Annotated in this window: 20 protein-coding genes; 15 read left to right on the forward strand and 5 right to left on the reverse strand. The window is 67.8% G+C overall.

The features are described 5' to 3' along the window. Positions 1–15 precede the first annotated feature (15 nt). Positions 16–1,635, forward strand: a complete 1,620-nt coding sequence (gene fadD1, locus A5624_RS12340) for a fatty-acid--CoA ligase FadD1 (protein ID WP_066866476.1) — start codon at positions 16–18, stop codon at positions 1,633–1,635. A gap of 8 nt (positions 1,636–1,643) precedes the next feature. Here the strand turns inward: fadD1 and A5624_RS12345 are convergent, their stop codons facing one another. Beyond that, on the reverse strand, positions 1,644–2,516 hold the full coding sequence (locus tag A5624_RS12345; protein WP_066866478.1) for a DMT family transporter: 873 nt from the start codon (positions 2,514–2,516) through the stop codon (positions 1,644–1,646). A gap of 213 nt (positions 2,517–2,729) precedes the next feature. On the opposite strand from A5624_RS12345, the gene A5624_RS12350 reads away from it, so the two are divergent. The 10 genes from A5624_RS12350 to A5624_RS12395 all read left to right on the forward strand — a co-directional run bounded on the left by A5624_RS12350 (position 2,730) and on the right by A5624_RS12395 (position 12,919). Further along, on the forward strand, positions 2,730–3,827 hold the full coding sequence (locus A5624_RS12350; protein ID WP_066866480.1) for a ferredoxin reductase: 1,098 nt from the start codon (positions 2,730–2,732) through the stop codon (positions 3,825–3,827). 28 nt (positions 3,828–3,855) lie between these two features. After that, positions 3,856–5,250: an acyl-CoA desaturase gene (locus A5624_RS12355; RefSeq protein ID WP_156748997.1), complete on the forward strand. Its 1,395-nt coding sequence runs from the start codon at positions 3,856–3,858 to the stop codon at positions 5,248–5,250. A gap of 105 nt (positions 5,251–5,355) precedes the next feature. Next, a complete protein-coding gene (locus tag A5624_RS12360; RefSeq protein ID WP_082990553.1) occupies positions 5,356–6,672 on the forward strand; it encodes a molybdopterin-dependent oxidoreductase in 1,317 nt (438 codons plus the stop codon). Beyond that, positions 6,665–7,171 carry a hypothetical protein gene (locus tag A5624_RS12365; RefSeq protein ID WP_066866484.1) on the forward strand — a complete coding sequence of 169 codons (507 nt, stop codon included), beginning with the start codon at positions 6,665–6,667 and terminating at the stop codon, positions 7,169–7,171. The genes A5624_RS12360 and A5624_RS12365 overlap by 8 nt, the downstream gene beginning before the upstream one ends. Positions 7,172–7,256: 85 nt before the next feature. Then, positions 7,257–7,556: a hypothetical protein gene (locus A5624_RS12370; RefSeq protein ID WP_066866486.1), complete on the forward strand. Its 300-nt coding sequence runs from the start codon at positions 7,257–7,259 to the stop codon at positions 7,554–7,556. A 36-nt stretch (positions 7,557–7,592) separates the two neighbouring features. Next, positions 7,593–9,215, forward strand: coding sequence for a class I adenylate-forming enzyme family protein (locus A5624_RS12375; protein ID WP_066866488.1), 1,623 nt, complete (start codon positions 7,593–7,595; stop codon positions 9,213–9,215). After that, positions 9,202–9,975 (forward strand): class II aldolase/adducin family protein, encoded by a 774-nt coding sequence (locus A5624_RS12380; RefSeq protein ID WP_066866490.1) that lies wholly within the window; start codon positions 9,202–9,204, stop codon positions 9,973–9,975. The genes A5624_RS12375 and A5624_RS12380 overlap by 14 nt, the downstream gene beginning before the upstream one ends. Positions 9,976–10,085: 110 nt before the next feature. After that, positions 10,086–11,354: an amidohydrolase family protein gene (locus A5624_RS12385; RefSeq protein ID WP_066866492.1), complete on the forward strand. Its 1,269-nt coding sequence runs from the start codon at positions 10,086–10,088 to the stop codon at positions 11,352–11,354. Between the two features lie 276 nt (positions 11,355–11,630). After that, positions 11,631–12,101 (forward strand): GbsR/MarR family transcriptional regulator, encoded by a 471-nt coding sequence (locus A5624_RS12390; RefSeq protein ID WP_066866496.1) that lies wholly within the window; start codon positions 11,631–11,633, stop codon positions 12,099–12,101. Beyond that, positions 12,098–12,919, forward strand: a complete 822-nt coding sequence (locus A5624_RS12395; RefSeq protein ID WP_066866498.1) for a class I SAM-dependent methyltransferase — start codon at positions 12,098–12,100, stop codon at positions 12,917–12,919. Before A5624_RS12390 ends, A5624_RS12395 begins: the two co-directional genes overlap by 4 nt. Positions 12,920–12,923: 4 nt before the next feature. On the opposite strand, the gene A5624_RS12400 is transcribed toward A5624_RS12395, so the two are convergent. Continuing rightward, the gene (locus tag A5624_RS12400; RefSeq protein WP_197518953.1) at positions 12,924–13,943 is read right to left on the reverse strand and encodes a nitronate monooxygenase family protein; all 1,020 of its coding nucleotides are present in this window, start codon (positions 13,941–13,943) and stop codon (positions 12,924–12,926) included. Positions 13,944–14,059: 116 nt separating this feature from the next. On the opposite strand from A5624_RS12400, the gene A5624_RS12405 reads away from it, so the two are divergent. Next, positions 14,060–15,661: an arylsulfatase gene (locus tag A5624_RS12405; protein ID WP_066866536.1), complete on the forward strand. Its 1,602-nt coding sequence runs from the start codon at positions 14,060–14,062 to the stop codon at positions 15,659–15,661. Positions 15,662–15,689: 28 nt separating this feature from the next. Here the strand turns inward: A5624_RS12405 and A5624_RS12410 are convergent, their stop codons facing one another. The 3 genes from A5624_RS12410 to A5624_RS12420 are packed head-to-tail and all read right to left on the reverse strand — an operon-like array spanning position 15,690 to position 17,838. Next, the gene (locus tag A5624_RS12410; protein WP_066866501.1) at positions 15,690–16,355 is read right to left on the reverse strand and encodes a class I SAM-dependent methyltransferase; all 666 of its coding nucleotides are present in this window, start codon (positions 16,353–16,355) and stop codon (positions 15,690–15,692) included. 38 nt (positions 16,356–16,393) lie between these two features. After that, the gene (locus A5624_RS12415; protein WP_066866503.1) at positions 16,394–17,233 is read right to left on the reverse strand and encodes a sugar phosphate isomerase/epimerase; all 840 of its coding nucleotides are present in this window, start codon (positions 17,231–17,233) and stop codon (positions 16,394–16,396) included. Beyond that, positions 17,230–17,838, reverse strand: coding sequence for a preprotein translocase subunit SecD (locus tag A5624_RS12420; RefSeq protein WP_197497863.1), 609 nt, complete (start codon positions 17,836–17,838; stop codon positions 17,230–17,232). The genes A5624_RS12415 and A5624_RS12420 overlap by 4 nt, the downstream gene beginning before the upstream one ends. Before the next feature lie 217 nt (positions 17,839–18,055). Between A5624_RS12420 and A5624_RS12425 the strand changes: the two genes are divergently transcribed. From A5624_RS12425 to A5624_RS12435, 3 genes are all read left to right on the forward strand, one after another. Next, on the forward strand, positions 18,056–18,739 hold the full coding sequence (locus A5624_RS12425) for a TetR/AcrR family transcriptional regulator (protein WP_066866513.1): 684 nt from the start codon (positions 18,056–18,058) through the stop codon (positions 18,737–18,739). 249 nt (positions 18,740–18,988) lie between these two features. Continuing rightward, positions 18,989–20,191 carry a cytochrome P450 gene (locus A5624_RS12430; protein ID WP_066866515.1) on the forward strand — a complete coding sequence of 401 codons (1,203 nt, stop codon included), beginning with the start codon at positions 18,989–18,991 and terminating at the stop codon, positions 20,189–20,191. Next, positions 20,191–21,027 (forward strand): mycofactocin-coupled SDR family oxidoreductase, encoded by an 837-nt coding sequence (locus A5624_RS12435; protein ID WP_066866517.1) that lies wholly within the window; start codon positions 20,191–20,193, stop codon positions 21,025–21,027. Before A5624_RS12430 ends, A5624_RS12435 begins: the two co-directional genes overlap by 1 nt. Position 21,028: the final 1 nt, after the last annotated feature.

Genomic DNA, 21,028 nt, shown 5'->3' on the forward strand with positions numbered 1-21,028 from the left:
AGAGGAAGTGAACCCGTGGTCGAGACGGTCCAACAGCTACTGCGGCAACGTCGCCACGACGAAACCCCGGCGCTGGTTCACGGCGAGCGGACCTGGACCTGGCGCGAGCACCTCGCCGAAGCCGAGGCGGAGGCCGCCGCGCTGATCGCGCTCGCCGACACCGCACGGCCGCTGCATGTCGGCGCCGTACTGGGCAATTCCCCGGCCATGTTGCGCGCCATGGCCGCGGCCGCGCTGGGCGGCTACGTGTTGTGCGGGATCAACACCACGCGGCGCGGGCCGGGATTGCTGGCCGACATCCGGCGCTCCGACTGCCAGCTACTGCTCGCCGACCCGGAGCACCTGGAACTCCTGAACGGGTTGGACCTCAACGGCATTCAGGTGATCGATGTGGCCGGCGGCCGCTACGCCGACGCCGTCGCTTCCGCGCCACCGCTGGTTGCGCATCGCGAGGTGACCGCCGCCGACACCCTGATGATGATCTTCACCTCGGGCACCAGCGGTGACCCCAAGGTGGTGCGGTTCGCCCACGGCATGGCGATCATGTGCGGTGCCAGCCTGATCTTCCAGTACGACGTCACCGCCGACGACGTCTGCTACCTGTCGATGCCGCTGTTTCACTCCAACGGCGTCGCCGCCGGCTGGGCGGTCGCCATCGGCAGCGGGGCCACCATGGTGCCGGCGCGGTTTTCGCCGTCCCGCTTCCTCGACGACGTCCGTCGCTATCGCGTCACCTACCTGAACTACGTCGGCAAGCCGCTGGCGCTGATCCTGTCCACGCCCGAGCGCCCCGACGACGCCGACAACACCCTGCGGGTGGCCTTCGGCAACGAGGCCACCGACCGCGACATCGCCGAATTCGCAAGGCGTTTCGGGTGCCGGGTCGTCGACAGCTTCGGTTCGAGTGAATTCGCGGTGATCGTGGTGCGCGAAGACGGCACCCCACCCGGCTCCATCGGCAAGCCGTACCCGGGGGTAAGCATCTACAACTCGACGACACTGCGGGAATGCGAGCCCGCGAAGTTCGACGCGCACGGGGCGCTGACCAATTTCGACGAGGCCGTCGGTGAACTCGTCAACACCCATGGGGCGGGGCCCTTCGCCGGCTACTACAACGATCCGGGCGCCACCGCGGAGCGGATGCGGCACGGGATGTACTGGTCGGGCGACCTGGCCTATCGCGACGACGACGGCTGGATCTACCTGGCCGGGCGCACCGCCGACTGGATGCGGGTGGACGGGGAGAACCTGGCCGCCGGGCCGGTCGAGCGAATTCTGGCGCGACTGCCCGACGTCAGCCAGGTCGCCGTCTACGCCGTTCCCGACGACCGGGTCGGCGACCAGGTGATGGCCGCCCTGGTGCTGCGGCCCGGTGCCCAGCTCAGCCCCGACGACTTCGCGAAATTCCTTGCCGCGCAGCCGGATCTGTCACCGAAGGCGTGGCCGCGCTACGTGCGGATCAACGATCAGCTGCCCGCGACCGCGACCAACAAGATCCTCAAGCGGGCGCTGATCGCCGCGGGTGTCACCGCACAGGACGGGTTGTTGTGGACGCGCGCCGCACGCGGCACCAGTTATGCGCCGGTGAGCGAAAACGCCGTCGGTCGTGCGGCCCCCAGCGTCTCAGGCGCATGAACCGGGCCTCAGCCCGCTTCCTCGACGGGCGCGGGCTGGGGTGCCTCCCCGAACCGCGCCAGCACCAGCGTTGCGGACACGGCGACGGCGAACCCCGCGATCACCAGCCAGCCCAACCCGGCGCGCGCGGTGTCGCCCAACCACACCACCCCGACGAACGCCGGTGCCAGCGTTTCGCCGACCACCATGCCGGCGACGGCCGTTGTCACCGATCCGCGGTGCAACGCGGAGGTGAGCAACAGGAAACCCGCGGCCCCGCCGGCGGCCGCCGCGTACAGCGCCGGGTTGGTGTAGAAAGCCCGTTTGGTGGGATCGATCGCCTCGATCAGCCGCACACCCACCTCGACGACGCCGAAGCCGCTTCCGGCGGCCAACCCCAGCGCGAGGGCTCGCGCGCGGTCGGGCAATCGCCCGGCCGCCGCGCCGCCGATGAAGATCGCGGCCACCACCCCCAGCAGCGCCCAGCCGAGCCCGGCCGGGGCGTGCCGAAAGTGGCCCGGCCCGGCGGCCAGGGCGAGGACGACCAGGCTGAGGCAGACCACCCCGACGGCCGTCCATTCCGCCGGCGACAGCCGCGCCGACAACACCCAGGCGGCCACCACGCCGGTGACCGCGATCGAGGCGGCCAGCGCCGCCGCGACGACATAGATGGGCACCAAGCGCAGCGCGGCGACTTGGAGCGCAAACCCGGCGACGTCGAGCCCGACCCCGGCCAGATAGCGCCACTGCCGCACGGCGCGCAACAGCAGGACGGCGTCGACACCCGAGCCGCTGCCGGCTTCCACGGAGCGGGTTCCGGCCGCCTGCAGCACGGTCGCCGTCCCGTAACAGAGCGAGCAGCCCAGCGCGAGGAGGAAGCCGATCAGCACACCCACCGACACTAGGCGCCGCTGCACAGCCGAACAAACGTTTGGGCATCGCGCACCCGGGGCACCTCAGAGGTATCTGACACAACAGCCCTAACGCGAGTACACCGCAGCCAGTGAACGGCTATGTCTGGCCTATGCGCGCGTTTGGCACATGTTTAACCATGTGCAACAACAGAATTCAATTTGATGTTTGGTGTCGGTGTACAACTGTGTACTCTAGGGGACATGGCTGAACGCGGCGCGGAGCCCAACGTCCCATGGGGGCGGCGGTTGTTCCTGCGCGCGGTGCGACGGTTGTTCAGCCCGTTGCAGCCCGACGACTACCTCGAGATGATCAACCCGCTGTGGACCACCAAGGAGCTGCGCGGGAAGGTCGAAGGCATCGAGGCGCAGGGCTCGGAAGCGGCCAGCGTCCTGATCCGCCCCGGATACGAATGGCCCGGCCACAAGCCCGGTCAGTACGTGCGGCTCGGGGTGGTGATCGACGGCGTCTACCATTGGCGCGCCTACTCGCTGACCTCGGATCCCAGGCCGGAAGACGGCCTGATCAGCGTGACGCCGAAGAGGGTCGACGGCGGCGCCGTGTCGCCGTATCTCGTGCACAAGATTCAACCGGGCGACCTGGTGCGGCTGGGCGAAATCGAAGGCGTGTTCACGCTGCCCGAGCCCCTGCCGGACAAGATGCTGTTCATCAGCGCGGGCAGCGGTATCACGCCGATCATCAGCATGCTGCGCGACCTCGATCATCGCGACGAAATGCGCGACGTGCTGGTCATTCATTCCGCGCGGACCCGCGAGCAGGCGATGTTCCTACCGGCGCTGGAAGAGCTCGAGAAACGCCACGAGGGGATGCGGCTGGATCTGCGCCTCACCTCCGAGCAGGGCCGATTCACGCCCGGCGACCTGGACGAAGCGTGCCCAGACTGGCGTGAGCGCGAGGCATTCTGCTCGGGGCCCGGGGAAATGCTCGACGCTCTGATCGAACATTGGGAAGAGCACGGCGACTGCGACCGCCTGCACTTCGAGCGGTTCCAACCGAAGATCGGCGGCGACGCCAACGCCGGCGAGGGCGGCGTCGTCTGCTTCCTCGACAGCGACAAGGAAGTCGAATGTGACGGCGGCACATCGATTCTCGAGGCCGGCGAGAAGGCCGGTCTCAACCTTGCCTATGGCTGTCGCATCGGAATTTGCCATACCTGCGTCGGGACGCTGAAGTCGGGCAAGCTGCGTGACCTGCGCTCGGGTGACGTGATCGAACCGACCGGACAGGACGTCCGAATCTGCATCAACACCGCCGAGGGCGACGTCGAACTCGAACTCTGATCGAAAGGAGCGGCTCGTGACAACTGCCGTGAAGAATGCCGCTGACAATCCGCTCGGCCGCTTGAGCGAACAAGAACTGGAAAAGCTTGCCAAGGAATTCGACGCGATTCACGACGAAGTGTTCGCCGACCTCGGCGACCGCGACCGCCGCTACATCAAGAACGTCATCTCGGCGCAACGACAGATCGTGGTGGCCGGCCGGATCTTGTTGCTGGCATCCCGGTCGAAGACCGCGTGGCTGCTGGGCACCGCGTGTCTGTCCATGGCCAAGATCCTGGAGAACATGGAGATCGGCCACAACGTGATGCACGGCCAGTGGGATTGGATGAACGATCCCGACATCCACTCCTCGGTGTGGGACTGGGACACGGCGTCGACTGCGGAGTCGTGGAAGCACTCGCACAACTACATCCATCACACCTTCACGAACATCCTGGGCAAGGACAAAGATCTCGGCTACGAGATCATGCGGATCGACCCCAACCAGAAATGGGCGCCGCGGTATCTGGGCCAGCCGATCTACAACCTGCTCCTCACGCTGCTGTTCGAGTGGGGCGTGGCGGTCCACGACATGGACATCGATGCCATCCGCAAACGCGAGAAGCCGTGGTCGGAGGTGCGCAAGGACCTGAAAGGCATCGGGGTCAAAGCCCGGGCGCAGATCGTCAAGGACTACCTCGGCTGGCCGTTGATCAGCGCCGGGGCGTTCGGGCTCACCCAGTTGGCGTTGGGCGGCCGGCTCGAACAGCCGTCGCAGTCCCGCATCGCCAGGAGGCTTCGGCGGGTGTCCACGGGCGGCCGCGCCGGCGCCGCCGCGAGCTTCCTCGACAAAGTCGCACCCGGCGTCGAAAGCACCTACCTGCGCACGCTGGCCGCCGACGCCCTGGCCAATGTCATCCGCAACATTTGGGCACACGCGATCATCTTCTGCGGCCACTTTCCCGACCAGACCTACACGTTCACGCAGGAAGAGACCGAGAACGAGTCACGCGGCGGTTGGTATGTGCGCCAATTACTCGGCGCCGCGAACATCGACGGCAGCCCGCTGTTCCACCTCATCAGCGGTAACCTCGGCTACCAGGTCGAGCACCACCTCTACCCGGACATGCCGAGCAGTAGATACTCGGAGATCGCGCCGCAAGTCAAGGACATCTGCGAGCGCTACGAGCTGCCGTACAACTCCGGCCGTTTCTCGAAGCAGTGGGGGACGGTGCACCGCAGCATCTTCCGCCTGGCTTTCCCGGGCGGAAAGCCCCGGCCGAAGCCCGGTCCCTACCACGGGAATGTCCATCGGCCCGATCCCGAGCGGCAGAGCGAGGGCACCCGGTTCCGTGACCGGGTGCCCGCCGAGCATCCCTCCGCCGGTCCCGAACACGACTCCGGTGGCGTCGAGGTGCAGCCGCCGCCGCGGGGCAAGGACTGACCCGCACCCACCGCGCGCCGCCGAACTGAACCCAATGCGCTGCCCCGTCGTGGATCATCATCGATGGCACGGTAAACGCGGTCGGTGACCGCGGGTGAGGGGCGAATGAAGCCGACGCGCACGACCGGCACACCCGCCACCGATGACCTCGAAGCGACGAGAGATCCGGGCGGCCCATGCGCCCGGCTGTGGCGCAGCCCGCTGCGCGGACCCTGGCTGACCTCGGTGTTCGGTTCGGTGCTGTTGATGACGCTGCCGATCGTCATCCTGACCGGGCTCCTGTCCTACATCGCCTACGGGCCGCGGCTCGGCCAGGCCATCCCCGCCGACGTCGGCTGGCTCAAGCTGCCGACCTTCGATTGGCCTACCCGTCCGTCGTGGTTGTATCGCCTGACCCAGGGGCTGCACGTCGGGCTCGGGCTGGTTCTCATCCCGGTGGTGCTGGCCAAACTGTGGTCGGTGATCCCGCGGCTGTTCGTGTGGCCGCCCGCCCGGTCCATAGCCCAACTGCTGGAACGGGTTTCGCTGCTGATGCTGGTCGGCGGCATCCTGTTCGAAATCGTCACCGGCGTGCTGAACATCCAGTACGACTACATCTTCGGATTCAGCTTCTACACCGCGCACTATTTCGGTGCCTGGGTGTTCATCACCGGCTTCGTCATGCACGTCGCGATCAAGGGCCCGCGGATGTGGGCCGGCCTGCGCTCGATCTCACCGCGTGACGTCCTGCGCACCGGACGTGCCGGCACCAGAGCCCAGGCATTTGAACCGGACGGGCTGGTCGCCCCGGAACCGCGCCCCGCGACCATGAGCCGTCGGGGCGCTCTCGCGTTGGTGGGCGGTGGCGCGCTGTTCATGGCGGTCATCACGGCGGGCCAGACGCTGGGTGGCTATGCCCGGCCGGCCGCGCTGCTGCTGCCGCGAGGGCGCACCCGCGGGTCCGAGCCCAACGGCTTCGAGGTCAACCGGACGGCGGCCGCCGCCGGCATTTCCGCCCGGGACACGGGGGATGGCTGGCGGATAACCCTGACCGGCGGCCCCCGGCCGGTGGCGCTGGATCGCGCGGCCCTGCTGGCCATGCCGCAGCACACCGCCGTGCTGCCGATCGCCTGCGTCGAAGGCTGGTCGACCACCCAAACCTGGACCGGCGTGCGACTGGCCGACCTCGCCCGACTGGCCGGCGCGCCCGCACCGGACTCCGCGCGAGTGTCCTCGCTGGAACGATCCGGCGCCTTCGCCGCCGCCACACTGCAACGCAACCAGGTGCTGCACCCGGACGCGCTGCTGGCGCTGCGGGTGAACGGCGCCGACCTGTCCCCGGATCACGGCTTTCCCGCGCGCATCGTCGTGCCCGCGCTGCCCGGCGTGCACAACACGAAATGGGTGGCTTCCATCGCTTTCCGGGCGGCCGGGCATGCGTAGCGCGTTCACCAGGATCTACGGATCGCACCCGCTGCACCTGCTGACCATGATCGCCGGCTTTGCGCTGTTGGGCTACGTCGTCGTCGTCATCAGACCGGCCACCCTGTGGAACCCGCACGTCTGGTGGCAGTCGATCATCGTCTGGTTCGCCGCGGCGATCGTCGCCCACGATCTGGTGTTGTTTCCCGTCTACGCCTGCGCCGACCGGCTGCTGTCCCGCGGCCGCGCCCAGGCCTCACCGCAGCGTGCCGACGCCGGGGTGCCGGTGCTCAATCATCTGCGGGTACCGGCGCTCGGTGCGGGCCTGACGCTGCTGGTGTTCCTGCCCGGCATCCTCGGGCAGGGCGCCTCCACCTACCGGGCCGCCACCGGTCAGACCCAAGACCCGTTTTTCGGCCGGTGGCTGCTGTTGACCGCCGCGATGTTCGCGGTCAGCGCCGGGATCTACGCCGCGCGCCTGGCGATGGGCCGCCGGCGGACGCGGCCACGCCGCGTCTAGCCGCCGAGACGCTGCCCCGCCGGTTCCGCGCCGAGGTAGCCGCGCGACCTGCGCGATCACCGGCCGCCAACTACTGTTCTGCCCTGTGGGCACCCCGGGCGCCAAGACGCGAGCCGCGCTGTGCGGTTGTGTGACCGCGCTCGTCGTCGCGGTGGGTTTCTCGCCCGGCGCCGCGCCGGCCGCCAGCGCCTCGTCGTCGGTCGTGACGCCCGCGCCGCCGGCTCCCGGCGGCGCCCTGCCGGTGCACCCCATCGGGGGAGGCGGCGGCTGCATCATCGGCCTCAATTGCGGCTGCGCGCGCAACGCCACCTGCCCCTCCCCACACCCGCGCCGCCCGAGCGCCGACAAGAACCAGCACGCCGCGCCCGCCCCGCCGAATCCCTAGCGCCGAACCCGCGGGTGGCTTTCCTATCATTTGGTGATGAGCGCCGGTGGGCTGAAACCCGTGGGTTCGCCGGCATTTACCGACGAGGAGTCGGCCCGCTTTCATGCCGCCGGCTGGTGGAGCGGGTCGACACTTTCGGATGCGGTGCGGCGAAACGCCGAACGCACCCCGGAGCGCCACGCCTACGTCGACCATGGCGGTCCGGCGTTCACCTGGCGCGAATTCGACACTGCCGCAACCAGTTTGGCTGAGACGCTGGCCGGAATCGGCGTGGCCCGCGGCGTGCGCGTGGCGGTCTGGCACGGCGACTGCGCGGCTATCCACGCGCTGTTCGTCGCGATCGAACGATGTGGGGCGGTGGTCGTCGGCATCGGTGCGCGGGCCGGCACCCGGGAGGCGACGGCGATTCTGCGCACCGCCGGGCCGAAAATCCTCATCAGCGATCCGCCCCGCGCCGGGGCGGCCGCGGACGTGGCGAGCGAACTGCGGGTGCCCCGGCTGGTGTTGGGCCACGAGGGCGGGACGCTTCGCCTCGACGTCGACGCAGAACCCAGGGCGCTGGACCGAGACGCCCAACTCGGTCCCGACGACGTCTTCCTGATCAACTCGACGTCCGGCACTACCGGGCTGCCCAAGTGCGTCGTGCACACCCAGAACCGTTGGCACTACTTCCACCAGAAAGCCGTCGCCAATGGGCGACTGACGCCCGACGAGGTGTTCCTGCCCGTCATTCCCACCCCGTTCGGGTTCGGGCTGTGGACCAGCCACACCACCCCGATCCACCTCGGCGCCACCGCGGTGCTGCTGGACCGGTTCACCACCGCGGCCACCTGCGAGGCGATAGCCCGGCACCAGGTCACCGTATTGTGTTGCGTCAGTACCCAGTTGACGATGCTGATGGCCGATCCGGCCAGCCGCGGTTACGACCTCAGTTCCCTGCGCGTGGTGTACACCGGCGGGGAGGCGTTGCCGTACCGGCCCGCGGCCGAGTTCGAGGAACTCACCGGCGCCAAAATCCTGCAGTTCTACGGCTCCAACGAAACCGGGATGCTCAGCGCGACAACCCTCGACGATTCGCGCGAGCACCGGCTGCGCACCGCGGGCCGGCTCATCCCCGAAATGTCGGTCCGGTTGTTCGACGGGGACCGCGACGTCACCGCCACACGGCGCGGCCAGCCCGCCTGCCGGGGACCGGCGACGAGCCTGGGCTACCTCGGCGGCACCGACCACGACAAGCTGTTCACCCGCGACGGGTGGATGCGCATGGGGGACATCTGCGAGATCGACGCCGACGGTTACCTGCGGGTCACCGGGCGTACCTCCGATTTCATCGTGCGCGGCGGCAAGAACATCAGCGCGAGCCAGGTCGAAGACGTCGTCATGACCCATCCCGCCATCGCGATAGCGGCCGCGGTCGCCATGCCCGACCCGGTGTTCGGCGAAAAGGTCTGCCTCTACGCCGAACTCACCGACTCCGCGTCCGTCGACCTGCTGGGGCTCGTCGAACACCTGCTGGCGCTGGGGGTTTCCAAGGAACTGCTGCCCGAACGCCTGATCGTTCTGGGCGAACTGCCCCGCTCATCCGGCGGAAAGATAGCCAAAGGCCGCCTGCGCGAGGATATTGGAGCCAGAATGGAGGCCGGTCATGAACGCTCCTAACGCGCGGCGCGGCGGATTGGAAGTCTGGGCGCCGTCGGTGGTGCCGCCCATCGGCGTGGACCTGTCCAGCGAGCAGGCGTTGGCCATCGCCTTCCGCCACCTGGCCGGCATCGGGTTCGCCGAGAACATGGCCGGGCACATCACCTGGCAGCTCGACGGCCAAACGGAGATGTTCGTCAATCCATGGGGGCTGTGGTGGCAGGAGATCGCCGCGTCCGACATCTGCGTCGTCGACGCCGACGCGCGCGTGATCCGCGGACGCTGGGACGTCACCCCCGCCATCCACATCCACACCGAGCTGCACCGGGTGCGCGACGACGCCCGCGTGGTGATCCACAACCACCCGTACCACGCGTGCGTGCTCGCCGCGCTGGGCCGACTGCCCGAACTGGTGCACCAGACGGGGTCGCTGTTCCTCGACGACCTGTGCCTGGTCGACACCTACGACGGCGAAATCGACAGCCCCGCGCGCGCCGCGGAACTCGCGGCGCGGATCGGCGGCGCCAACCTGACCATCCTGGCCAATCACGGCGTCATCGCGACCGGCCGCAACCTGCCCGAAGCCGTCTACCGCGCGGCATCCATCGAACGCGTCTGCAAGCTGGCCTACGACGTCATGCTCACCGGCAACGAGACGGTGGCGATGAACTGGTCGGACATGGCGGGCATGCAGCGCTCGCTGATCGAACGGGCGGCCGATGTCTACTGGGCCGGGGCCGCGCGCATGACCATCAAGGCCGACCCGAGCGTGCTCACGTGACCGTCGAGTGTGCACTCACGGCGGCGACACGCCGGCACACGCCGCCCCCACCGCACGCTGAACACCGTCAGTTCACACTCAACAACGCCGCGCCGCAGGGGGATTGACGCGTGAAATCGATCGACGAGCTGGCCACCGACCTGAACTTCACCACGGCCAAAACCGGCGCCCAGCGCTCGGTCACCTTCCTGCCGGACCCGCCGCGGGCACCCCGGCGCTACACGGTGATCTCGGTGGACGATCACATCGTCGAACCCCCGGACACCTTCACCGGCCGGCTGCCCCGCAAGTTCGCCGACCGGGCGCCGAAAGTCGTCGAGACCGACAGCGGGGGACAGACGTGGGTCTATGACGGCAAGGAACTGCCCAACGTCGGCTTCAACGCCGTGGTTGGACGGCCGGTGGCGGAGTACGGCTTCGAACCGGTCCGGTTCGACGAAATGCGGCGGGGCGCATGGGATATCCACGCCCGCATCAAGGACATGGACCTCAACGGCATCTACGCCTCGCTGAACTTCCCGTCGTTTCTGCCGGGCTTCGCCGGGCAGCGGCTGCAGCAGGTGACCGGCGACCGCGACCTGGCGCTGGCCTCGGTGCGGGCTTGGAACGACTGGCATTTCGACGTCTGGGCGGGGTCGTATCCGGACCGGATCATCCCCTGCCAACTGCCGTGGCTGCTCGATCCCGAGCTCGGCGCGAAGATGATCCGCGAGAACGCCGAGCGCGGCTTTCACGCCGTGACGTTCAGCGAGAACCCGGCGATGCTGGGGCTGCCCAGCATCCACACCGACCACTGGGATCCGCTGATGGCGGCCTGCGCCGAGACCGGCACCGTGGTGAATCTGCACATCGGGTCGTCGGGGTCGTCACCGTCCACCACCGCCGATGCGCCGCCGGACGTGCAGGGCGTGCTGTTCTTCGCCTACGCCATCTCCGCGGCGGTCGACTGGCTGTACTCCGGGCTGCCCAGCCGGTTCCCCGACCTCAAGATCTGCCTGTCCGAGGGCGGCATCGGCTGGGTGGCGGGGCTGCTCGACCGCCTCGACCACATGCTCAGCTATCACGCCATGTACGGCACCTGGCAGGCGCTCGGCGAGACCCTGACCCCCGCCGAGGTGCTGACCCGCAACTTCTGGTTCTGCGCGGTCGAGGACAAGTCCTCGTTCGTGCAGCGCGACCGGATCGGCGTCGACAACATCATGCTGGAGGCCGACTACCCGCATTGCGACTCGACCTGGCCGCACACCCAGCAGACCATTCACGAACAAATCGGTGATCTGCCACCCGACGTCATCCGAAAGTTCAGCTGGGAGAACGCCTCTCGGTTGTACCGGCACCCGGTGCCGGCTGAGGTGCAACGGGATCCCGAAGCGTTCTGACCAGTCCGCGCGGGCGCCCGAGCACAATGCGCAAAAGCCGAAAATCGCCCGTTGCGTGGGTATCGCGCACAAGCGAGCCATCGCCCGTATCGCTTTCGTAACTTCGATCGTAACGAGGTGCCGGGACCTTAATCGGCATCGCCACCGGTCGCGATCGACAGCGTGCTGGGCATGCGGGCCGCCGCGGCCCAGGGGGCGGCCAGTTGACCTCACACTGGCCGACCCGACGCCGTATAAGCTACGTTTAGTACGTACTGAACGTGGTTGGGAGTTTTGATGGCGCCGGACGAGGCCGAGTTCGTCGACCGCCTCGGGCTCTTCTTCGAGCTCCTCGGCGCCACCCGGACCATGGGCCGGGTGTACGGGTGGCTGTTGATCTGCGATCCGCCGCAGCAGTCGTTGACCCAGCTGACCGAGGCGTTATCGGTGAGCAAGGCGTCGATCAGCACCGTCGCCCGGCAACTGCTGGATGGCGGCATGGTGGAGCGGTTGCCCAGCCCCAACCGTCAGCACGTCTACCGCGTCAGGCCTGGCGGCTTCACCAGCGTCCTGGCGACTCAGCTGTCGCTGATGCGGTTGGGCATCGAACCCGCCGAGTACGCGCTGTCGATGCTGGGCGAGGACCGCGCCGAACAGCGGCAGCGCGTCGAGGATTTCCGCGATTTCTGTGAGTTCTGCACCCAGGCCTACGGCGAGCAACTCATGCGCATGTGGACCGAATACCGGGCGAAAAGGAAACAACCATGACCGCGACGGACAAAGTCGACTTCAGTTCCGTGTCCTGGGGTTCGGTGGAGTGGACGAATCTCGTCACGCTCTACCTGCGTGCCCACGAAAGCCGTTCGGAGCGGCCGATTCTGGGGGACAAGGCGGCCGCCGAAGCCGTGGACCGCATCGACTACGACTTCAAGCGAATCCATCGGATGTCGTGGCCGGCGGCCAATCAGTACCTCGTCGCGCTGCGGGCCAAGCAGCTCGACAATTGGTGCGCCGACTTCCTCGGCCGCCATCCGGACGCGGTCGTCCTGCACCTGGGCTGTGGTTTGGACGGGCGCGCGTTTCGCCTCGGTGTGCCGCCGTCGGTGACCTGGTTCGACGTCGATCAGCCGAGCGTGATCGGGCTGCGCAGCAGGCTTTACGACGACACCGAGGGCTACCGGATGATCGGCTCGTCGGTGACCGAACTGCAGTGGCTCGATCAGGTCCCGACCGGCCGTCCGACGCTGATCGTTGCCGAGGGCCTGCTGATGTACCTGCCCGAGGACGACGTCCGGCGGCTCCTGCAGCGGCTGATCGACCGATTCGCCGGCGGCGAAATGCATTTCGACACGCTGTCTGCCCTGGCGCCGCTGATGTCGAGGATCTTCACCCGGGGAATCATCAAATGGGGAATCCGCGACGCGCGCGAGATCGCGACGTGGAATCCGCGGCTGCGCTTCCTCGGGCAGACACCCGTGCTGGCCGATTACCAGCGAATCCCTTCGGCCGCGGTGCGGTTGATCTACCGGGTGACGTGGCTGACCGCCGGCCGTCACTACGACGTGCTGAACCGCTTCGAGTACTGATCGGTCACAGGTCGGAGGCCAGCCGGCGCAGGATGTCGGCGGCGGGTTCCGCGGTCGCGTGCCGATATCCGGTGCCCGCCCAGAGGTGGACGTAGTCCGGCTTGCCCGCGGCCGCGGCGGCCTTGCGCAGCGGGCTGGTTAGGTAATGGATGGCGGGGTAGCCCGGTGGCGCCTCGGCTTCATGGGCCTCGATGAACGCGTTGCGCAGGCCGCGGGCGGGCCGGCCGGTGAAGGCCCGGGTCAGCACCGTCTCGGTGTACGCGGGATCGATCAGGGCCGCTTGATGAGTGGCCGAGGCGCCGCTCTCGGTGGCGCGCAGCAGCACGGTGCCCACCGCCGCTGCGGTCGCGCCGGCGCGGATCACCTCGGCCACCGCGGCGGGGGTGGCCAGCCCGCCGGTGGCCAGCACGGGCAGGGGCACCCGCGCGACGACCTGCCGGACCAGGTCGACGATCGGCACCGGCGTCAACGGCCGCTGCGGCGAGAGGGTGCCGGAGTGCCCACCGGCGTCGGCGGCCTGCACGGCGAGCATGTCGACGCCGGCGTCTAGCGCCTGCGCCGCCTCGTCGGCCGTGGTGACCGTCTGGACCACGACGCTGCCCGCCCGTCGCAGCGCGGCGATCACGTCGCGCGACGGTATGCCGAAAGTGAACGACACCATCGGAACGGGGTCGTCGAGCAACAGCGCGATCTTCTCGTCGAATTTGTCGTTGTCCTCGATGGGTTCGGGCGGCAGCGTCAGCCCGAACTGGTCGGCGTCGGCCTGCACGATCGCCGCGTAGGCGCGGTAGCGTTGCGGATCGACCGGCACCGGATTGGGCGCGAAGACGTTGACCCCGAACGGGATTCCTTCGGCGCGAACGGTTTTGATCTCGGCCTCGATGGCCTCGACGGTCTTGTATCCGGCCGCGAGCAAGCCCAGGGCGCCGGCGCGGTTGGCGGCCGAGACCATCGCCGGGGTGGTCGGGCCACCCGACATCGGAGCCGCCACCAGCGGGATGGACATTCCAAACTGCGTCAACATCTTCATGTCCCTTCGCTGTTCGCAGTGCGGGCGGATAGAGCCCGCCTCGACAGTATCGACGTCGAGCGGGTGCATATCATTCCGCCATGGCGACCGACCTGGCAGGATGCTTGAGCGTGACGCGCCCCAACTTCCTCGTCATCGTTGCAGACGACCTCGGGTTCTCCGATCTCGGCGCATTCGGCGGCGAAATCGAGACGCCCAATCTCGACCGGCTGGCCCACGCCGGTGTCCGGCTCACCGATTTCCACTCGGCCCCGGCCTGCTCGCCGACCCGGGCCATGCTGTTGACCGGGACCGACCACCACATCGCCGGCATCGGCACGATGCTCGAGGTCGCTTCCCCGGACTTCCGCGGCGCACCCGGGTACGAGGGCTACCTGAACGACCGGGTCGTCGCCCTGCCCGAACTGTTGCGCGACGCGGGATATCTGACGCTGATGTCGGGCAAATGGCACCTCGGCGCCACCATCGAGACCTCGCCGTGGGCGCGCGGCTTCGAGCGCTCGTTCGCCCTGCTGCCGGCCGGCGCCAGTCACTACGGCGGAGCGGGAGCGCGCGGATTCTCGCCCGTGCCAACGCTTTACACCGAAGACGACCGGTTCGTCACCGTCGGCGACGACTTCTATTCGTCGGACGCCTACACCGACACGCTGTTGCGGTATCTGGATGAGCGCGACGCAGACGACGACCGGCCGTTCTTCGCCTATCTGCCGTTCCAGGCTCCGCACTGGCCGCTGCAGGCGCCCGACGAATCCATCGCGAAATATCGGGGCCGCTACGACGCCGGGCCGGACGCGCTGCGCGAGGAGCGGCTGGCCGCACTCAAGCGGCTCGGCCTCTGTGCGCCCGACGTCGTCGCACACCCGGTGGTGGCCGACGGCGCGCCCGAGTGGGCCGACATGACCGACGAGCAGCGCGCGCGCTCGGCGCGCAGCATGGAGGTCTACGCCGGGATGGTCGACCGGATGGACCACAACGTCGGCCGGGTCATCGACTACCTCACGGCCAGCGGCGAACTCGACAACACCGTCGTCATCTTCCTGTCCGACAACGGCGCCGAGGGCGCGATCGTGGAGGCGATGCCACTGCGCGGCCCCCAAATCGCCGCACAGATCGAAAAGCATTGCGACAACAGCCTGGAGAACCTGGGCCGGCCCACGTCGTTCATCTGGTACGGCCCGCGCTGGGCGCAGGCCGCCACCGCGCCGTCGCGCCTGCACAAGGCGTTCACCACCCAGGGCGGGATCCGCGTGACCGGCTTCGTCACCTGGCCCGGCTTCGCCCGCCAGCAAGAGATCGGCACCGCGTTCAGCACGGTCATGGACATCGCGCCGACCCTGCTGGAATTGGCCGGCACCACGCACCCGGGCACGTCGTACGGCGGGCGCGAGGTGGCGCCCATGCGCGGCCGCTCACTGGTGGATTACCTGACGGGCGCCACCGAGACCGTGCACGACGCCGACACCGGCACCGGCTGGGAGTTGTTCGGCCGCCGCGCCATCCGCCAGGGCGACTGGAAGGCGCTGTACCTGCCCGCGCCGTACGGGCCGGGCGACTGGCAGCTCTACGATCTGTCCGCCGATCCCGGTGAGATCGACGATCTGGCCGCCTCCCGGCCCGACAAGCTGGCCGAGCTGCTGGCGCTGTGGGATCGCTACGTTGAGGAAACCGGCGTGATCCTCGACCCCATCTCGGTGTACGACCTGCAACTCTGAGGACGCTGACCGTAACGTTCGCTAGGGATCACCCGCTGGGTCTTCGGGCCTCGAACAGCTCGACCGCACCGCTGTGCCGTGCCGCCAAGACTTCGAGTCCCGCGTCCGCCAGCCAGCGTTGCACGTCACCGGCCCGGGGCGTATCGCCGAAAAAGCCCGCCGCCCGCAGCGCGGTCACAAAACGATCCTGGCGCCAGCCGCGACCGCGTACACAGGTGCTCCCGCGAAGAATCCCACCCGGCTTCAGCACGCGGGCGAGTTCGACGACCGCCGCTCGTGGGTCGGGAAGACAGTGCAGACCGTTGAACGTCAAGGCCAGGTCGAAGGTGTTGTCCGGGAAGGGCAGATCCGTGATATCGGCATCGGTGAACTCCATCAGGTCGGCCACGTCCAGCTGAGTTGCCCGACGGCGTGCCCGCCCGAGCATGTCCGAGGAAATGTCGGCGGCCACGTAGCGGCAATCCTGCCCGGGGCGCAGGCCGCGAAAGGCAAATCCGCCACCGCACGGGATGTCCAGCACACGGGCGCCGGCGGGAGCTTCACCGACGCGCCGAACCACTTCCAGCAGCTCATGTAACGCCAACCCCCACAACGCTTTTGCGCCCACCGCAGCGACGCTGTCATGCATTGCGGCCGTGTTGTACAACGCCGATGCCACCCGAGCCGCACGCCAGCGCTCCGTTACCTGCCCCATCCGCTGACCCTAACCGGAAACTCGGGGCTACCGCTGCGTTACCCGGCCTGAACCTCCGACAGCAAGCGGCGTGCGGCCTCGACGCACGGACGTAGGCGGTCCAGCGGGCTCACCCCCGCCAACGCCAACGATCGCCGCGGCACTTCGATTTCGAGCACCGTATCGGCGGGAAGCGCGGCAAGCAGGTCGTGCAGCGGAAGTTCGCCCTCACCGGGAACCATGCGCTCGAACATGGCCTCCTCCAGGTAGTTGTCGATGCGCGGCCGCAGCGTCGTGTCGTTGAGTTGGGCGTAGCCGATGCGATCGGCATCGATAGCGGCCAGTTCGGCGGCGCCGGAGCCCGACCGCACCAAGTGCATGGTGTCGATCAACAAGCGGAATTCGCGGCGTGCGACGTATTCCGCGGCGGCCAGGGCGGCGCTCAGGTCGCCGATCGTCAGGCCGGGCACCGGTTCGACGACCGTCTCGATATTGCGCTGCGCCGCAAGCTCGGTCAGTGCGGCGAACTGGTCAAGGGTCCGGGCAAGGTCGGGGTCCACGCTGACCACATTGATTCGGGGGACACCGAGCTCGGCCATCACGTCGAGATCACCGCGCAGGGCGCTGACGTCGGCGCCGGGCACCACCAGAAACCCGTCGCCCAGCGAGATGCTCACGCCCCGATCGCGCAGCGCCGCGAGCAGGTCGCCGCGCAGCGCGGCGTCGTCCCTCAACGAGAAACGAGGATAACCCAGCGGTACCAGCGGCATCCCCTGCACGGCGACCGAGATGTGGCGGCATCCCAGCTTCGCGGCGAGACCCACCAATTCGATTGGTGGCAGCCCGAATACGCTGAGCATGCCGATGCCGAGGCGGTACGCCCGCCCCGATGGTGTCATGCGGGGCGGCCCACAAGTTGCGCCAATTGCGCAGCGCCCTGGGCCGTTTGGGTGGTCAGCACGATCCGCCCCGAGGTGGCCGGTTGCTCGATGATCGGCGCCTCGAGCACCATGTTGTCCCGGATGAAGGCCATGTGGTCTTGCAGATGCTCGCCGGTGAATGCGGCCCAGGCGGCCGTCGACGGGGGATCCAGCACAAGGGTCAGTTCGTAATAGTCCGCAGTCAACGATTTCGGCGGGTCCACGTGCACGAGGCCCAGTTGCATGGTCTCGGGGCCCAACGTGTAGACGGTGGTTCGCCCGATGTCACAGGTGGTCAGGGTGTCCGTCGGCTTGGTCGGGGCGTTCGGATCGGTGGCCGGGCACTTGACGGCGGGAGTCGTGGGCTGCGACTTCGTCACCGGCCGCACCGGCAATGGGGCGATCTTGACCACCGGTGGGGGTGGCGGTGGCGGGGGCGCGATGGTGCTCGGCGGCGCGGTGGTCGATGAGCTGGACGGTGCGGGCCGGTGCGCGTGCTGGCAGCCGCTCATCGCGGCGGCGAGCAGGCCGAGCGACCCGAGCCAGGCGGCGGCATTGCGCACGCGCAAACGACGGTGAATCATCCGAACTGACTCTACTCGCCGGCCATTGGTTTTCCGTCCGACGGGAAGCCTTGCACCGCAATTTCTTTGGTGTGTATCAGCGTGGAACGTCGAATTCGGACACCCCGAGTCGGCGCCGTCGTCGGGGATGAGCTGCCTTTATCCGACACCCTGGCGCGGTGGAGAATGTGCCCTTTACCGACACTATAAATATAGAGTATGGTCGCGATTCAAGCTCATGGACAGACGACGAAAACCCAATCCCGCCGAGCGCCGCCGCGACCTATGCGACGCGGCAATTCAGCTGTTGGCCGATGACGGGGCCAAGGGATTGAGCCATTTGAAGGTCGACCGCAAGGCCGGAGTGCCGGACGGAACGACCTCGTTTTATTTCCGCACCCGATCGGCGTTGCTGCGCGCGGTGGCCGAGCGCTCCGCCGAGCTCGACCTCGCCGAGCTGCAGGCGATCGCGGACAGCTCCGATGCCGACGCCGCACATCGCGCACCGTCGCGGTTGTCGCAGGTCGTCATCCAGGCCGGCAGCGATCCGCAGCTGTACCGAACCAGGGCCCGTTACGAGCTCACCATGCAGGCCACCCGCGACCCCGCATTGGCCGCGATCCTGCAGCAGGCCACCGACGAGTTCACCAAGCTGCACCGGGAAATCCTGGTGCAGCTCATGCCGCACGGCGCCGACCTGGATCCAGCCGTCGTCGAGGATCTGAGCAACGTCACCCTGACGTTCATCAACGGTCTGCTGCAGCGGTTCGCCCACGGCGACCGGATCATCGACAGCGCCGAACAGCTCGACGGGATCCTCTCGGCGATCGCCGCCGGGATTTTGAGGAGTTCGGACAAGGGGCGGCTCACCCAGACGGGTGGTCTGCGGCTGTTGGGCCGCGGGGCGGCCGGGTCGGGATGAGGGCGCCGACCGGACACGGCGCACCGGGCTCTGGCTCTTGCCAGGGCGTCCGCTGTATGGTTCTCTACGACAATAGAGTAAGCCCACGTTCATGCGTCGTTTTCTCCCGCGCTCGCGCAGCAGTGACAGCGACGCAATTAAGCGGAGTGTATAAATTGCCCGGACCGAATCCAGCGCTGCAACGCTGGCAGCGCTAGCCCTGGTGCAGGTAATGCGGGTACCGAAAAGTGCAGCGGTAGGAGGGTTTTCGTGACGGCGAGCACCGACAGCAGTGTTCGGTTCGATCCATACGATGTCGGGCTGATTGCCGACCCGTATCCGATGTTCGCGCGATTGCGCGAAGAGGCTCCGCTTTATTTCAACGCCGAATACGACTTTTACGCGGTGAGCCGTTACGCGGATGTCAGCAAGGCGCTCGTTGACCATGAGACGTACAGCTCCGCGCGGGGCGCCATCCTCGAGCTGATCAAGGCGAACCTCGAGATCCCGCCGGGCATGTTGATCTTCGAAGACCCGCCGATTCACGACGTGCACCGCAAGCTGCTGTCGCGGATGTTCACCCCGCGCCGGATCGCCGCGCTCGAGCCGATGATCCGCGACTTCTGCGCGCAACTGCTGGATCCGCTGGTGGGATCCGGACGCTTCGACTTCGTCACTGACTTGGGTGCGCAGATGCCGATGAAGGTGATCAGCATGTTGCTCGGCATCCCCGAAGACGACCAGGAGTACATCCGCGACCGCGGCAACGCCCAGCTACGCACCGAGGCCGGCAAGCCGATGGACGCCGCCCAGCATGGCCTGTCCGTGGGCGAGCAGTTCGAGGCCTACATCGACTGGCGCGCCGAGCATCCGTCCGACGACATCATGACCGAACTGCTCAACGTCGAATTCGTCGACGAGACCGGTACCACCCGCCGGCTGTCCCGCGAGGAGATCCTGGTCTACCTCAACGTCGTGGCCGGTGCCGGCAACGAGACGACGACACGGCTGATCGGTTGGTCCGGAAAGGTTCTCGCCGAACACCCCGACCAGCGTCGCGATCTCGTGGTCAATCCCACTCTCATCCCGCAGGCCATCGAGGAGTTGCTGCGCTACGAGCCGCCCGCCCCACACGTGTCGCGGTATGTCACCCGCGACGTCGTGGTGCACGACGAGACGGTGCCCGAAGGCAGCGTGATGATGATGCTCATCGGGTCGGCCTGCCGCGACGAGGCCCAATTCGGGCCCGACGCATCCGAATTCAACATTCACCGCGCGGTCCGCCCGCATCTGACCTTCAGCATGGGCACGCACTTCTGCCTGGGCTCGGCGCTGGCCCGCCTGGAGGGCCGCATCGCCCTGGAGGAGATCCTGAAGCGATTCCCCGAATGGGAGGTCGACCTGAACAGTGCCACCCTCAGTCCAACCTCCACGGTGCGGGGCTGGGAGTGTATGCCGGCGCTGGTGCCGTGATGACCGGCCGGGTCGAGGGCAAGGTGGCTTTCGTCAGCGGTGCCGCCCGCGGACAGGGCCGCAGCCACGCCGTGCGGCTGGCGCAGGAGGGCGCCGACATCATCGCGGTCGACGTCTGCGGGCCGATCGAGCACCTGGCTTATCCCCACTCGACACCGGAAGACCTCGCCGAGACCGCGGATCTGGTCAAAAACCTCGACCGGCGCATCGTCACCGCCCAGGTGGACGTCCGCGACTACGACGCGCTGAAGGGCGCGGTGGACGGCGGGGTGGAACAGCTCGGTCGCCTCGACATCATCGTCGCCAATGCCGGCGTCGGGACCGACGGCAGAAAGCTGCACAAGATCCGCGAGGATGTGTGGCAGGACATGATCGACATCAACCTCAGCGGTGTCTGGCACACGGTCAAAGCCGGTGTGCCACACATCCTTTCGGGCGGACGCGGCGGGTCCATCGTGCTCACCAGTTCGGTGGGCGGCCGCAAGGCCTACCCGAACACCGGTCACTACATCGCCGCCAAGCACGGCGTCATCGGCCTGATGCGAGCCTTCGCCGTCGAGTTGGGCCCGCACCTGATCCGGGTCAACTCCGTGCTGCCCACCCAGGTCAGCACCACGATGGTGATGAACGACAACACCTATCGGCTCTTTCGTCCCGATCTGGAAAATCCCGGACCCGACGACTTCGCCCCGATCTCGCAGATGATGCACACACTGCCGGTGCCTTGGGTGGATGCCATCGACATCAGCAACGCTGTCCTGTTCCTCGCCTCTGACGAATCTCGTTATGTCACCGGCGTTTCGCTTCCCGTCGACGCGGGCAGCTTGCTCAAATAGG

Origin of the sequence: Mycobacterium sp. 1482292.6 (genome assembly GCF_001672995.1) — a bacterium.
GTDB lineage: Bacteria > Actinomycetota > Actinomycetes > Mycobacteriales > Mycobacteriaceae > Mycobacterium > Mycobacterium europaeum_A.